17 protein-coding genes and 1 other RNA gene are annotated in these 14,554 nt (G+C 41.0%); 11 read left to right on the forward strand and 7 right to left on the reverse strand.

Annotated elements, in window-relative coordinates; translation table 11 throughout:
- Positions 1 to 123: 123 nt before the first annotated feature.
- From HMPREF1154_RS01045 to HMPREF1154_RS01065, 5 genes are all read right to left on the reverse strand, one after another.
- The gene (locus HMPREF1154_RS01045; RefSeq protein ID WP_009640688.1) at positions 124 to 432 is read right to left on the reverse strand and encodes a winged helix-turn-helix domain-containing protein; all 309 of its coding nucleotides are present in this window, start codon (positions 430 to 432) and stop codon (positions 124 to 126) included.
- Positions 433 to 447: 15 nt separating this feature from the next.
- The gene (locus HMPREF1154_RS01050) at positions 448 to 897 is read right to left on the reverse strand and encodes a hypothetical protein (RefSeq protein ID WP_009640686.1); all 450 of its coding nucleotides are present in this window, start codon (positions 895 to 897) and stop codon (positions 448 to 450) included.
- Positions 898 to 907: 10 nt separating this feature from the next.
- Complete coding sequence (locus HMPREF1154_RS01055; protein WP_009640713.1) at positions 908 to 1,654, reverse strand: hypothetical protein; 747 nt, start codon at positions 1,652 to 1,654, stop codon at positions 908 to 910.
- A 4-nt stretch (positions 1,655 to 1,658) separates the two neighbouring features.
- Positions 1,659 to 2,282 (reverse strand): hypothetical protein, encoded by a 624-nt coding sequence (locus HMPREF1154_RS01060; protein WP_009640715.1) that lies wholly within the window; start codon positions 2,280 to 2,282, stop codon positions 1,659 to 1,661.
- 66 nt (positions 2,283 to 2,348) lie between these two features.
- Complete coding sequence (locus tag HMPREF1154_RS01065; RefSeq protein WP_009640663.1) at positions 2,349 to 2,825, reverse strand: hypothetical protein; 477 nt, start codon at positions 2,823 to 2,825, stop codon at positions 2,349 to 2,351.
- A 162-nt stretch (positions 2,826 to 2,987) separates the two neighbouring features.
- Here HMPREF1154_RS01065 and HMPREF1154_RS01070 point away from each other — a divergent pair, with 162 nt between their 5' ends.
- From HMPREF1154_RS01070 to HMPREF1154_RS01095, 6 genes are all read left to right on the forward strand, one after another.
- Positions 2,988 to 3,962 (forward strand): alpha/beta fold hydrolase, encoded by a 975-nt coding sequence (locus tag HMPREF1154_RS01070; RefSeq protein WP_009640653.1) that lies wholly within the window; start codon positions 2,988 to 2,990, stop codon positions 3,960 to 3,962.
- A 31-nt stretch (positions 3,963 to 3,993) separates the two neighbouring features.
- Complete coding sequence (locus tag HMPREF1154_RS01075; RefSeq protein WP_009640697.1) at positions 3,994 to 4,611, forward strand: LolA family protein; 618 nt, start codon at positions 3,994 to 3,996, stop codon at positions 4,609 to 4,611.
- Positions 4,589 to 5,194 carry a hypothetical protein gene (locus tag HMPREF1154_RS01080; protein WP_009640737.1) on the forward strand — a complete coding sequence of 202 codons (606 nt, stop codon included), beginning with the start codon at positions 4,589 to 4,591 and terminating at the stop codon, positions 5,192 to 5,194. The genes HMPREF1154_RS01075 and HMPREF1154_RS01080 overlap by 23 nt, the downstream gene beginning before the upstream one ends.
- 13 nt (positions 5,195 to 5,207) lie before the next feature.
- Positions 5,208 to 5,573, forward strand: coding sequence for a 3-hydroxyacyl-ACP dehydratase (locus HMPREF1154_RS01085; RefSeq protein WP_009640695.1), 366 nt, complete (start codon positions 5,208 to 5,210; stop codon positions 5,571 to 5,573).
- Positions 5,567 to 6,007 (forward strand): hypothetical protein, encoded by a 441-nt coding sequence (locus HMPREF1154_RS01090; RefSeq protein ID WP_009640657.1) that lies wholly within the window; start codon positions 5,567 to 5,569, stop codon positions 6,005 to 6,007. The genes HMPREF1154_RS01085 and HMPREF1154_RS01090 overlap by 7 nt, the downstream gene beginning before the upstream one ends.
- A 102-nt stretch (positions 6,008 to 6,109) precedes the next feature.
- Positions 6,110 to 7,231 carry a hypothetical protein gene (locus HMPREF1154_RS01095; RefSeq protein WP_009640706.1) on the forward strand — a complete coding sequence of 374 codons (1,122 nt, stop codon included), beginning with the start codon at positions 6,110 to 6,112 and terminating at the stop codon, positions 7,229 to 7,231.
- A 66-nt stretch (positions 7,232 to 7,297) separates the two neighbouring features.
- On the opposite strand, the gene ettA is transcribed toward HMPREF1154_RS01095, so the two are convergent.
- Positions 7,298 to 8,989 carry an energy-dependent translational throttle protein EttA gene (gene ettA / locus HMPREF1154_RS01100; protein WP_016420778.1) on the reverse strand — a complete coding sequence of 564 codons (1,692 nt, stop codon included), beginning with the start codon at positions 8,987 to 8,989 and terminating at the stop codon, positions 7,298 to 7,300.
- A gap of 251 nt (positions 8,990 to 9,240) precedes the next feature.
- On the opposite strand from ettA, the gene HMPREF1154_RS01105 reads away from it, so the two are divergent.
- The 3 genes from HMPREF1154_RS01105 (at position 9,241) to HMPREF1154_RS01115 (ending at position 11,528) form a co-directional block, all read left to right on the forward strand.
- Positions 9,241 to 9,867, forward strand: coding sequence for a hypothetical protein (locus HMPREF1154_RS01105; RefSeq protein ID WP_232211953.1), 627 nt, complete (start codon positions 9,241 to 9,243; stop codon positions 9,865 to 9,867).
- A 65-nt stretch (positions 9,868 to 9,932) separates the two neighbouring features.
- Positions 9,933 to 10,241: a hypothetical protein gene (locus tag HMPREF1154_RS01110; protein WP_034566623.1), complete on the forward strand. Its 309-nt coding sequence runs from the start codon at positions 9,933 to 9,935 to the stop codon at positions 10,239 to 10,241.
- 237 nt (positions 10,242 to 10,478) lie between these two features.
- Entirely contained in the window at positions 10,479 to 11,528 is a 1,050-nt protein-coding gene (locus tag HMPREF1154_RS01115; RefSeq protein ID WP_034566624.1) for an endonuclease/exonuclease/phosphatase family protein, read from the forward strand.
- 143 nt (positions 11,529 to 11,671) lie between these two features.
- On the opposite strand, the gene HMPREF1154_RS01120 is transcribed toward HMPREF1154_RS01115, so the two are convergent.
- A complete protein-coding gene (locus HMPREF1154_RS01120; RefSeq protein WP_009640703.1) occupies positions 11,672 to 12,094 on the reverse strand; it encodes a nucleoside-diphosphate kinase in 423 nt (140 codons plus the stop codon).
- 149 nt (positions 12,095 to 12,243) lie between these two features.
- On the opposite strand from HMPREF1154_RS01120, the gene ffs reads away from it, so the two are divergent.
- An RNA gene (gene ffs / locus HMPREF1154_RS13060) (signal recognition particle sRNA small type) lies at positions 12,244 to 12,342 on the forward strand.
- Between the two features lie 53 nt (positions 12,343 to 12,395).
- The gene (locus HMPREF1154_RS01125; protein WP_009640738.1) at positions 12,396 to 14,519 is read left to right on the forward strand and encodes a suppressor of fused domain protein; all 2,124 of its coding nucleotides are present in this window, start codon (positions 12,396 to 12,398) and stop codon (positions 14,517 to 14,519) included.
- Positions 14,520 to 14,554 lie beyond the last annotated feature (35 nt).

The following is a 14,554-nucleotide window of genomic DNA, read 5'->3' on the forward strand; positions in this document are numbered from 1 at the left end:
GTCATTAGTCGTTAGTCATTAGTCGTTAGTCATTAGTCATTAGTCATTATTAAAAAGCGCTTTGTATTTCAAAGTAAAAACCTAAAAAAATAATAGGAGCAGTTCGTCACTAATCACTCGTCGTTAGTCACTATCACTGGTCACTACAATGATTTTCTCAAGGGCTTCTAAGTGTTCTTGGAAGGCTTGGCGGCCTTTGGCGGTAGCTTTGTAACGGGTATTGGTTTTGCGACCGATAAAAGTTTTTTCCACGGTGATATACTCCTCATTCTCAAGGGCACGGGTATGGCTGGCCAAGTTGCCGTCCGTAACGCCCAAGAGTTCCTTGAGGGTGTTAAAGTCGGCACTTTCATTGACCATTAGTACAGACATGATTGCCAAGCGAATACGATGGTCAAAAGCCTTATTGATATGTGCTAAAAGAGACTTCAATTTATGGTGTCTTAACTAATTCCTTTTTGGTTTGATATAGAAATTCTTATCACTTAAGATATTGGTAATCATGTATTTTCCTTGACTGTTTTTCTTCAATTGATAATCTACGCAAGTTTTCTTCTTTTCCCAGTCAGAAAGCAAAAAACATACTCTATATCTATCATTACCTAAAGAGGTAATTTTCAAACTGCGATTAAGAGTTTTTGCTTCATAGTCTTGTGCTTGTATAAAAGGGTCATATTCTGGTGAATTATCTTCGCGAGAGGGAGGAAATACTTTATTGAACAATTCCTTAGATACATATTTTAAAAATTGCTCTTCTTTCCATGAATTATCATCATATATTACTTTGTAAAACTCCTTCAAAGTAGCGATAGCCTTTTGGGTATCTGTATCATTGGTTTGTGCTCTTAGGGCTACTCCTCCCATGAGAAATAATAGAGTTGTGATAAAAATTTTCATAATATATTTATTATCCGTCCCATCCTATGTGGGTAATTTCTTTTCCTTCAAAGTCTATATCTAACAAATGATCAGGGGTAAAAATATCCCCAGCACTTATATGAGCAGCAACTCCTGTACTCCCAATATACATATGACCGCTATATACCTCCAAAGTATTATACCAATTATCATCAGCCTGAGGGGTATATTCCCTACAATGCTCATTGTAGTAGTTAATGAGTGTCATTTTAGCATCCGAAAGCCATTCTAAATACTTATTTATACTATGCAAACAACTTTCTAAAGGAGTTTCTTTATTTATAAAGAAAGAAAAATCCTCTCCTTCTACCTCTTTGCCCAAAATAACTACTTTCTTCGTTGAGAGCACATATTCGCATTCTGACTCAAAATCTTCTACTTTCTCAAAATCAGCCACTTTAAGAGTTTTCTGCTTTTTCTTTGCTTTCAATTTGCGAATGTCCTTGATACAAAAAGTATTTTTATGCGTTTTGGCTTTGTCTTCCAAAACTAATAGTTTGCTTTTCTCCTTATAATTGGTAGGGTCAGCAATGCGTAAGAAAGTCTCATAAGCCGATAGATGGTATCCTAGTAAAGAGTAAGTGTCAGTAAGGATACGCTCCTCTTCCTTAGTACGTTCTTCTTTGGCTTGCAAGTCATATAACAAGTCGTAAAGAGCTATCGCTCCTTCATGATAGTCTGTTGCTTTGCGGAAAGCATTAGAAGCATCAATATAGCGCTTTAAAACTTCTGTCATTACTTTATTTCTTTCTATTACGTTCGTATTTGAAGTGCATAATACCTCCATAAAGGATATGGCATAGGCCAAAACCTAAAGTCCAGAACAAAAGTCCATAACCAGGGAAATATGCAGCTAATAAACCTAATACGATTTCAGTAATCCCAAGGTAATGCACATCACCAAAGGTGTATTTGCTTACATTCACGCACGCCAATCCATAGAATATCAGGGTCATAGGAGCGAGCAAACCATAATGGCCATTCCTTAGAAGCAGCACACAGAGTACGCCTCCGGTGAGCAGCGGAAGAGCAAAGTTATATAAGGCACGCTTGGAAGTGGTATTGACCAGAGTTTCCCCATTGCGTTTGGCCTTGTAGGAGGAAAACAAATAAGCGGTAACTATGGAAGCGATAAGTACCCCCAAGGCAATCGCTATCAATTTCTTAAAGGTGTAGCTCTCCAAAATCACATAAGGCTCCTGTAGGTGGTGTGCTTCCAAAATCTTAAAAGCAGAACCAGCCCCAATAAGTGCATACACTCCTGCCAATACCCCAGAGAGTCCGCTCAAGGAGAGAAATTGGGTGGAGCGACGCATCATCTGGCGTATTTCCTTCAGATCATCTAAGTATTTATGCTCTTCCATAAGAAAGTACTTTGAGCTGCAAAGTAACGATAAATAATTGATATAACCAAATGTTTTTTGATTTTTTTATTTATCAAAATTTGAGGCGATTCTTTGGAGTTCTTCCTCGACATGCGAGGGAGTTAGTAGCGTGGCATTTACTATAGAAGTACTTTTACGGATAAATACATTTCCTTCTCGGGGTTGGTAAAGTGTTTCTTGCACACTATTTTCATAGTTAGGAGGAAAGTGAATATGACGTAATCGGACAAACATCTCTCGGATATCGGTAGCGGAAGGAGGAAAACTTATTATCATGGCTTTTCGTTCAAGTACTTTTCTTATGTGGGTATAGAGAAATAAATCAAGAGTTTGGCTTAGAGCAATAAGACAATTGGCTTCCAATCGATTGTATTTGTAGCAAGTTATCCTGATGATGGGTAGTTGTGCCTCCTTAAGAAGCCGTTCTAAGGAGGAAAGCCTTGCCTTTAAACTTTCTTTTATGAGGTCTTCAAGAAGTCGGTTAGGGGTACTGAACATATCTAAATGTAATAAGGGTTTCATAAGCTCAATGTTTTTCGGCAAAGATAAGGTAAGTAAAATATCATTCTTTGACACCCGATTTAAAACTATAAAAATTTGTTTATCTCCTTATAAAAACCTAATTTTGCGCTCAAATATAAAAAGAAGTATAATATACTTCTCGCAAAGACAGAAGATAGTACTATGGACGAACTTAAGTGTATAGAAATCAATAACTTTACTACCCTGTTGGGGAAAGAATATCCTTGCTTGGAACTGACCTATCAACTTTTTGGGCAGCCTTTGGGTAAGGCTCCTGTAATTGTAGTGAATCATGCCCTTACAGGAAACTCTCAGGTCATCGGTAAGGAGGGCTGGTGGAACCAAACGGTAGGGGAGGGGAAGCCTTTTGATACGCTTACCCATACGGTGATTTGCTTTAATATCCCTGGTAATGGCTATCGCAATGGGGCGCTGATTGCCGACTATAAGCTATGGACAGCCCGCGATGTGGCGCGGATCTTCCTCTTGGGCTTGCAGCAACTGGGAGTGGCGCATGTGGATATCCTTTCGGGGAGTTCCTTAGGGGGCGGTATTGCTTGGGAGATGCTGGCCTTGGCACCCCAATATATAACCCACTTCTTCGCGGTGGCTACCGACTGGAAAACTACGGACTGGGTAATAGCCAACTGTCTTGTCCAAGAACGACTCTTGGAGGGCAACAATCCCTTGCATGATGCCCGTATGCACGCTATGCTCTGCTATCGTACCCCTGCTTCGCTCAAGGAAAAATTTGACCGTAGTGTCAATATAGAACGCAACCTCTTCAATACGGAAACTTGGCTGCTCCATCACGGAGAGAAACTCCAAAACCGATTTACCCTTGAGGCTTATAAGCTGATGAATCAGTTGGTTAAAACGATTGATATTTGCAAGGATAGGGGAGGATTCGAGCAGGTAATGGCACCCGTAACGACCCAGATACATATCATAGCCACTGATACAGATTTGTATTTTGTACCTCAAGAAAATAGGCTTACTTACCAAGCTTTAAAGCAAATGGGTAAGGAAGTAACTTACCATGAGATACACTCCATACATGGGCATGATGCCTTTTTGATAGAGTTTGACCAGCTGGATAGTTTTATTCGCCCTTGTCTTGGTGATGTTGTGGCATAGTTATTGCTAGAAGATCTACAAAAAACTATTTATGAGAGCGATATACTTTCTTTTGTTCCTACTTGCCACTACAGTGTTGTGGGGGCAGCAACCACTTTCCCAGACACAAGCTACGGCTTTTAAGGAGAAGGTGATGGCAAAGAATAAGACAATCAAGACCATGCAAGCGGCTTTCACTCAAAAGAAGCATTTGGAGTTCATGTCCAACGATATAGAGACCAAAGGGAAGATGTTTTTTTCGGCTCCTGATAGGCTCAATTGGCAATATACAACGCCCTATCAGTATCAGATTGTCTTTCAAAAGGATCAAATCAAGGTCAATGATGCGGGGAAGGTTTCTCAAATGAAGGCGGATAATAAGATTTTCAAAAAGATTAATAGCCTGATTGTAAGCACGGTAAGTGGCAATATGTTTGACCAAAAAGAGTTTGCTGTCACCTTATATAGTGAAGGGAGAGATACCAAGGCGCAACTGTTGCCCAAGGACAAGACCCTGCTCAAGTACATTAAGGAAATACATTTGTTTTTCTCCCCCGATGCCACTGTAGGGCGTGTCAAGCTCATAGAACCTACCGACGACTATACCGAAATTACCTTTACACACCAACAACTCAATGCCCCTATTGATGAAGCGGCTTTTACACTATAGTATCTTTTTCCTATGCCTCAGTTGTGGCACTTCCTACCGCTTGCCTGATACTTACCAGAAGGAAAAGACGGGGGAGTATATAGCCAATCCCTATTTTGGCATAGGTGAATACCAGCTAAGAGCCACTATTGAGGCCTATGGACATAGCTTCAATGGGGTATTGGCCATAAAAACCGCTACTTATTTTCATATAGTTGCCCTGACTACCGATTTTGGTAATACACTTTTAAAATTCTATTATAAAAGAGGGGAAGGCTGGCGAGTGGATTATATAGCCGAGGCTTTGGATAGGAAGCCACTTATTAAGCTCCTCCAGCGGGATTTTCAGGATTTATTGGAAGCAGATAGGTATGGGGATAAATATATCCATAATCAAGAGGTAGCTTATGTAGTAACAGAGGGGAAAAGTAAGGTGTATCTGTTTGAAAATCAAAATAAAAAAATATATCAGCAACTCAATACAAAAAAGTCAAAACCCTATACTACTTTTACCGCTCACTATAGGCAGACGGGCGAACTCTCACAGATCGTAATTGAGCATCACACCTTGCCTGTAAAGATGACTTTGGACGTATTGCCTTAAAAATAAATACCTTATGTTAGACGACTTTTATACACTCAACCAGATAGCACCTCAGGGCGAGGGGAAATACATTTGTCGTATTACCCTCAATCCTGCTCACCCGATTTTTGCAGGTCATTTCCCTGGTAATCCCATTACCCCTGGGGTGTGTATGCTCCAGATTATCAAGGAACTCACAGAAAAGATTACTCAAAAGAAACTTTTCTTGAGTAAGACCTCCCAAGTGAAGTTTATGACCCTGATCAATCCCCATACAGCGGGCGAACTCTCCCTACAGATGGAACTTACCGAGCAACCAGAGACGATTGTAGTGAAGAACATTACTTCCTTTGGTGATACCATAGCCCTAAAACTAACCAATACCTATAAGATATGCTAAGATTTTGTTTGTTGTGCTGTCTTATACCACTTTTTGTACATGGACAATCAGTGGAGGAGATACGCAAGGCCTATACTTCTGCCTCCACTACCAAGGAACATACAGCACAGTTCTACCAACTGATGCAAGGAGTCAGTACAAATACGCCCCTTTTGCAGGCTTATAAGGGGGCTGCCCTGATGATGTACGCCAAGCAATCGGGGAAGCTCCGACAGTCTCTCAAAGAGGGTAAGGCACTCATAGAGAGCGCAATAGAGAAAGAACCTGAAAATATAGAACTTCGTATGGTACGCCTCAGTGTACAAGAACATCTTCCTAAGATAGTGCCGTACCGTTCTGATATAGAAGAGGATAGAAAGTATATTCACGAACATATTGCCCAGCAACCACAACCACTGAAAAAGTATATAGAAAACTATTTTAAGGACAAGTAACAAGTGACCAATTCTTGATTTTTTTGTTTTTTTATTTTTACTTTTTTTTGTATATTTGCCCCCACAATTAGTTTTAATCAAAAATTTTATATTATTAGACAAATGAAAGTATCGTATTTTTTAACAGCCCTGTGTTTCTGTACCGCTTTTTTTAGCTTTGCCCAACCCAAGTTGGAAGATTCTTGGAAGGATAACCACTTGAACGAAACCTTAGAAACGCCCCTTGGTTTCCTAAGAAAGGAAAAAACTACTGTGGATAAAGTAGATTATTTCTTAGGAGTGGATAAGAGTAACAAAATCAAATATATAGAAACCAGTAGCCCAACTTTTAAGGTAGGTACTTACAACCTTGCCACTAAGCTATTTGACTTCAAAAACTATACTTATACCCGCTATTTCGACGGTTGGGGCTATTATCTTAGGATAAACCCATCTTGGTGTGCTTATTTCGGAAAAGGAAAACCAACCAAGGATAGCCGCCCTATCTTCTATTTCAACTATAATTTTGGAAAGGCAGAAGGTAAACCTATCTTTGATGCTAATTATGAGGAGGTACTTGCCGCTCAGCAAAAAGCAGAAATGGAAAAAGCAGAGAAAAAAGCTAAGGAAAAAGAGGCTATAGCCAAGAAAAATGCAGAATATGAAAAGGAAAAAGCGCGCCTGGAAAAGGAAAAAGCAGAGAAAGAAAAGGCGGAGCTAGAACGCAAACTTGCTTTGCAGAAAGAGGCAGAAAAGCGTAAGGCTGAAGAGGAGGCTAAGAAAAAAGCTGAAGAGGAAGCCAAGCAAAAGTATGCCCGCGAGGTAGCTGAGTACAACGCTAAGAAAGAGGCCGAAAGAAAAGCAAAAGAGGAGGAGAGAAAACGCAAATCCGAGGAGTTCCGTACCGGTCAGCGTGTGGTAAATACAGAGTTGGCCGAAACAGGTAGCGGTACGTCCACTGAGGCGCTACAAGGCGGAGAAAAACTCTTGGACGAAAACCTAAAGACCAAGATAAAGAAGTCCCTACGCGACTATCAAGCCTATATCAAGAAAAACCAAAAACGCACAGAGGCCTATCCGTTAGTGCTTATCAATTACAAAGATGTAATGGACTACCCACAGAGTGAGTTGGCCAAAATCAGTAAAATCGTTTCCACTACGGTTTTCAAAAAAGGTGCTCCACGTACTACCGACTTTAAGGAAAAAGGGGCTAATGGAGTAGTGATTATCAAAGTAGAGTTTTAAAATTGAGTTTATTGTTTTTTTTATTTGACAAGAAAAGGTATCGCTTTCGGGCGATACCTTTTTACTTTATCGGGTGAGTTTCTTGTATTTGATACGTGTGGGAGTAACCTCCTTGCCGAGGCGTTTTTTCTTGTTTTCCTCATATTCTGAGAAGCTGCCCTCGAAGAAATACACCTGAGAATCTCCCTCAAAAGCCAAGATATGAGTACAGATACGGTCTAAGAACCAGCGGTCGTGGGAGATCACTACCGCACAACCAGCGAAGTTCTCCAAACCTTCTTCTAAGGCACGTAGGGTGTTGACATCCAGGTCATTGGTAGGCTCGTCCAAGAGGAGCACGTTGCCTTCTTCCTTGAGAGTCATGGCCAGATGCAGGCGGTTGCGCTCTCCTCCAGAAAGGGTAGCTACCTTTTTGTTTTGGTCACTACCAGAGAAGTTGAAGCGACTTAGGTAGGCACGGGAGTTCACTTGGCGACCGCCCATGAGAATGAGGTCTTGTCCGTCGGAGAAGTTTTCCCAAATACTCTTTTCGGGGTCTATATTCTTATGGGTCTGATCCACATAGGCGATTTTTACGGTATCTCCTACGAGGAACTCCCCACTATCGGGCTTTTCTTCCCCCATGATCATACGGAAGATAGTGGATTTCCCTGCACCATTGGGACCTATCACCCCTACGATACCCGCCTGTGGGAGGACAAAGTTCAGGTCATCATAGAGGAGCTTATCACCGAAAGCCTTGCTTACATGGCGCGCCTCTATCACATTGGTACCCAAGCGAGGCCCATTAGGGATATAGATTTCGAGCTTTTCCTCCAATTGTTTTTGGTCTTCACTCAGTAGGCGGTCATAGTTCTGCAAGCGCGCTTTCTGTTTGGCTTGGCGCCCTTTGGCGCCTTGTCGTACCCACTCAAGCTCTCGTTCGAGTACCTTTTGTCGCTTGGTCTCTGCTTTTTGCTCTTGGGCAAGGCGTTTGGCCTTTTGATCCAGCCAAGAGGAGTAGTTGCCCTTCCATGGGATTCCCTCCCCACGGTCAAGCTCTAAGATCCAGCCCGCTACATTGTCCAAGAAATAACGGTCGTGGGTGACAGCAATCACCGTGCCTGCATACTGTTGGAGATGCTGTTCGAGCCATAGGACAGATTCGGCATCAAGGTGGTTGGTAGGCTCGTCCAATAGCAATACATCGGGCTGTTGCAATAGGAGACGGCAGAGGGCTACTCGGCGGCGTTCTCCTCCTGAGAGTACCTTGATAGGGGTATCAGGGTCAGGAGTACGGAGGGCATCCATAGCTACTTCCAGCTGATTGTCAAGCTCCCAAGCATTCAGCGCATCTATCCTGTCTTGTAACTCCGCCTGCTTGTCCATCAGTTTTTGCATCTTCTCTGGATCGGAGTAGTTCTCCTCTAAGCCAAAAAGGTCATTGATATGGTTGAACTCGTCCAAGAGCTTCACCGTCTCGGCTACCCCCTCGCGAACGACCTCAATAACCGTTTTTTCCTCGTCTAATTTGGGTTCCTGCTCTAGGTAACCCACTGTATAGCCAGGGGCAAAAACCACTTCGCCCTGATAGTTCTTGTCTATCCCCGCGATGATCTTCAGTAGGGACGACTTACCCGCCCCATTAAGCCCCAGAATACCAATCTTAGCCCCATAGAAGAAACTCAGATAGATATCCTTAAGCACCTGTTTGTTGGTAGATGAATAGGTCTTACTGACCTTATTCATGGAAAAGATAATCTTTTGATCGTCTGCCATAATAAAGTGAAAAATTAAGGGCAAATATACGAATTATTTTGTATATTTGTCGGCAAAAATAGGATTCAAGCATGTGCCATATATGTCATAAATCTCTCTTAGCCTCCATTATTTTAGGGATAACTTTGCTTATCTCGTTCTCTTGTTCAGCACAGAAGAATAGCACTTATCCCACAGAAAAGGGTATATTTGATCAAAACGGAGAGTATAAGGGAGACACTTTCCTTCGTCTTGATGAAATAGAGACACTTGTGGATACAATTATAGCAGAAGGGAAAAGAAAGAGAAGGCATTATGTAATGCAGTATCCTGATGGAAAAGGAAACGTATACAGATTTGGGAAAAGTCATAAATACGCAGGTTTGTATTGGTTTAACTCTTATAACAGATATCAAGTATATCGTGGGTACTATTTAGATACAGGTACCATATATACCAAGAAAACAGCGTTAGGAGATACTCCTATTGGCAAAGAAATCACCTATATAAAAGAGGGTAAGGTAGAAAGTATCATAGATTATGAAGCTGATTTTTCTACCCCTTTGGAAGAAATAATAGCTTTATGTAGAGAAAAATTCAATGTAGATTTAGAATACAAAGTACCTACTAACCCTTCTAATCTTGATTTTAAACGTGTGATTTATAAGGAGCATCCCGATTGTCCTAAGGCTTACATACTATCATTTTCTTCCAAGGAGGAAAAGGAAGATAATAAAAAACGATTTATAGTTATTAAAGACGGAACTAAAGAAGTTGTAATTGATAAATTAATTAATAGATGGGAAGAAACTCCTGTAGGAAAAGATCTTATCAAAATAGAAGAAGCATCTATATCTGATGAAGAAATTATAAAAGCACTCCTTTTTCATTATAAATAAAAGTGCTTAATCCCAGCGGGGGTAACACATACCGAAACCAAAACTGAATTTTAATATTTTTTACTATGACAATAATAGAACTTATAAAACTTATTAAGCCTATTCCGGAATTATTTATTGGAATTCACAATATATTTTGTTTAGAAGCTTTTATTAATGGTTGGCATTATCGTGATACCAAGGAAGATGTAAAAGCTAGTATCTTATACAAAAAATTTTATGAATGGCTAAGAAAAAGGTATAATATGAGAGACTCTAGAGGTTGGGCTAATATACTTTATTATAAATTTGAAACTGAAGAAAAGGCTTTGGATGAATTCTTTATTTTATTTAATATGTTTTATAAAGAAACTTATGGAGAAGAATTATGGTAATGTATCAGATGTGTTGTTAAAATTCCAACAACCTACTAATCAATACAATACAAAAGAACTAAACCTTTATTTTCCTTTACCCATTATAGAGAAAAGCATTTTAAAAGGCTATAATACGCTCTAAATAGAGTAAAGGAGCATCTAATGTTTCAAATATGTCGGTGAATTTATTTCTCTTAAAAAATAAAAGTGCTTCATCTCAAGAAAAAAACGTATCTTTGTATAAAAGAAACTTACATGAAAAAAAACTATTTATTATTATCAATCTCATTGATATTCACTAGCTTATCTTTGCAGGCGCAGACCAAGCAGTACAAAGTCCGCACGGTGGCTTTCTACAATGTGGAGAATTTGTTCGATACCATCAATGACCCAAAGAAGTTTGATGACGAGCGTACTCCTGAGGGCAAAGACCACTGGACAAGTGCCAACTACTTTGATCATATCCATAAGATAGCCTCTACTATCGCCAAGATAGGACGAGATGTTACAAGTACAGCGCCTGATTTTGTGGGACTTTCGGAGGTAGAAAACCGCAGTGTGGTGGAGGATTTAGCCCATAGCGAAGCCCTCAAGGATTACAATTACGGCATCGTACATTATGATTCTCCTGATGCCCGTGGGATAGATGTGGCCTTTATGTACAAGAAAGATGTATTCACCCCTACCCATACCTCCAAGCACTTTTTGGATATCAAAGACCCTTCTACAGGCAAGCCTCGCTATACACGCGACCAAATTCTTGTCTCAGGACAGATGGAAGGGGAGGAGCTACATTTTATCATCAATCACTGGCCTTCACGCTCAGGAGGAGAGGCTGCCTCTCGTCCCTTTAGGGAAGCCGCAGCAGCTCTGAACAAACATATTTTTGATTCTTTGACAGCGATAAATCCCAAGGCAAAGGTCATTAGTATGGGCGACTTCAATGATGATCCTACCAACTCAGCTTTCAAGAAGGTACTCAAGACCAAGGCAAATAAGGAAAAAATAAGCCAAGGCGACCTATACAATCCTATGGAAAACCTCTTCAAGAAAGGAGTGGGTACTTTGGCTTATCGCGATAGCTGGAGCCTTTTTGACCAATTCATCTTGACCTATGGCTATATAGGTAAGCAGGTGGAAGGGTACAAATATTGGAAAGCAGGCGTATTCAATAGCCCAGAGCTAGCCAATCCTTCAGGACGGTTTGCAGGCTATCCTTTCCGCAGCTATGCCAATGGTAGCTATACAGGGGGCTATTCCGACCACTTCCCTGTGTATCTCTTCCTGATTAAATTAAGTGAATAACGAAAAGAGAATTAAGTGAATAACGAAAAGAGAATTAAGTGAATAACTAAAAGTGAAGAGTGAATAGTAACAATAGTTACTCACTCTTCACTTTTTACTTATCACTAGTCATTAGTCACTAGTCATTAGTCATTAGTCACTTTTCACTTATATATCTCTCGTCCAGAAAAGAAAAATGCTATTTCTCTTTGGGCGTTTTCGTTGGAGTCGGAGCCATGTATGGCATTTTCTCCTACGCTTTCCCCATATTTGGCACGAATAGTGCCTGCTTCAGCCTTGGCAGGATCGGTAGCTCCGATGAAGGTGCGGAAGGCTTCCACAGCATTGTCCTTTTCCAAAGCTATGGCGACAATAGGACTGCGCGACATGAAAGCGACCAACTCTCCAAAGAAGGGACGTTCCTTGTGCACTTCATAGAACGCTTCAGCTTCTCTTTGGCTTAGCCAAACATATTTGAGGGCTAAAATGCGATAGCCTCCTTTAATAATTTGGTCAATAATAGCTCCTGTATGCCCTTTTTCTACGGCATTGGGCTTAATCATGGTGAATGTTTGGTTGGTTATCATAAGGTAAAGATTAAATAAGTTGCTGTATTTCAGTGTTTTGCTAATCTGTTTTTGAATAGAAGAGCAAGGGGTGAAAATTTTTGTGTAAAAGTACAAAAAAAATTCGTGATAGGAGTTGGAAGTTATAAATTTTTTTGTACCTTTGCACTCGGCAAGTCCTACACGACCAGCTCCCTTAGAATCCTCCAGGGTGGGAACGCAGCAAAGGTATAAGGTTGTAGCGGTGCGATGTAGGTAGCTTGCCACTTTTTTTTTGCCTATACTTTATCATAACTACTTCATAGATAAATAAATAAAAATTATGACAGAGCAACAAATCCTAAAAAAAATAGACAAATGGAACGAAGATGACCATATACAGGCCATCATCGATTTCATAGAGAAACTCCCCGATGAGAGTAAAACCACTGAGGTACTCAGTGAGTTAGGACGTGCCTATAATAATTTGTATTGGTTAGATCCCTCTGAGGAGAACGAAAAATACTTGCGCCGTGCGGTGGAGGTGTTCAAATATCTGGAGGAAGAAATAGGAGATACCGAAAGTTGGAATTACCGTATTGGCTATTCTTACTTCTATCTCAATGATATAGACAATGCCCGCAAATACTTAGAACGTGCCCCTTCACTTTCTGGTACACAAGAATTGCTACACTATATAGCCTTGGCCGATGAGAAAGGCATCTCACTTCGTGAGGCGGTCAAGGGTGGCCGTGGTGAGGTGGAATATATCTTGGAGGACTTTGTAAAAACCCTTAAGGAATATGCCCCCCCAATGGCATCACGCCTAGGTGCTCCCGCTACAGAGCAGCAGATAGAGCGCTTCGAACAGCGCTTAGGTTTTGAGCTGCCTGAGGAGTTCAAGCAGCTACATAGAACCTTTAGCGGACAACAGGGCGATGGGCCTTTCTTTGGAGTAGGGCAGCGCTTTTTAAATCTTGACCAAATAGAAGAAGCCCAAAGAAATATCGTCACTTTCTTAGAGAACCACTTTGGAGGAGATTGGCAGAGCAAACAAATCCCAGAGGAGGAGTTCGTAGACGAAGGAGAGGTGAAGAATCAACTCTTTAACCGCAAATGGGTGCCTTTTATGATGCAGCATATAGAGGGAGAAAAGGATAGCTACTTGTGCTTTGATTTTGATAATGATGAGGATGGTATCTTCGGGCAACTCATAGGGGTAACCCCTCATGAGAATTTAGAGGAGTACGATGTGTCTTTTGTTTTCGCAGGACTTTTCCAATGGCTATCGGCCACTATAGAAGGTATAGAAACAGGACGTATGGCCTATTCAGAGCAGAAGGATGCCATAGAGTTCCTCTCTAGCAACTTTGAACCTGCTTACTATGATGAGCAGGAACGAGAGGCCTTGGAGACTTATATCAAGGAAAATATAGGTGAGTTTGACGAGGTATTCCACGAGTTGGTTTCCCCTGATATTCACTGTGATATCTATATTGTAAAACCTACTCCAGAGCGTAATTACTACACTTTGGTTACAGGAGGTATGGGGGCTTATCATATGAATATCCCTGAAGACTTCTCCGGCAGTCCTTTTGCAGAAATGGTCATTCACCTACCAGCCACTTGGAACATCAAGAGTGAAGAGGAGAAAGATTATTGGCCTATACGTTGGCTTAAAATCCTCTCTCGCCTGCCTATAGAACAAGATACTTTCTTGGCTTGGGGGCATACCGTACCTACGGGAGAGCCTTTGGAAGGGACAAAGTTTACTTGTATGCTTCTTATCGGTACTGATGACAAGCAAGGGGAGGAAGCCATCGCAAAACTCCCTACAGGCAAAGAGGTGAATTTCTACACCATAGTGCCCCTATACGAGCAAGAGATGTTGTACAAGCTCGAGAATGATAGTTCAGCTCTCTTAGAACTTTTCTCTGAGAAGGATATCCCTTACCCTCCTGTGGTAGATGTCAATCGTCCAAATGTATGCCAGGACTATGCTCCTATGCAGAATACAAGCCTTTTAGACCAAGTGTATTGGGCATTTACCCAAGAACACTTCCCTGGGCTGATGATTTTCTGGGAGGCTGTCAAGGACTATAATTCTGATATGGAAAATAGCCTAAACAACTTCAATCCTTTTGGTACCATATTCAAAACGCCTAAGGTGAAGATTATGTATGAGGCATGGATCAAGAGCAAGCGCGAACTCCATGATTTTGAGATACTTGCCAACGAACATCTCTTAGAAGGCGAACCCGATGCCAATGGTCTCTATCAAGCTCTTATCGTCTCTGAACTCTTTTCAGGAGATGGCGCGTCCTTTGGTGCTTTAGAGCTGCTTTGGCTGATACATAACACCTTAGCCAATAAGGATTTAGGAGATCATATCTTCTTTGAAGGTTTTGATATAGAAGGCTATGAGGAAGATGGTACGCCAGTGCTCTTTATTAATTGTGGCTCTTAATAGATTGATTTTTAAATAATGAAAAAAGGCTGTCT

The organism is Capnocytophaga sp. CM59 (assembly GCF_000293175.1).
Classification (GTDB): Bacteria; Bacteroidota; Bacteroidia; order Flavobacteriales; family Flavobacteriaceae; genus Capnocytophaga; species Capnocytophaga granulosa.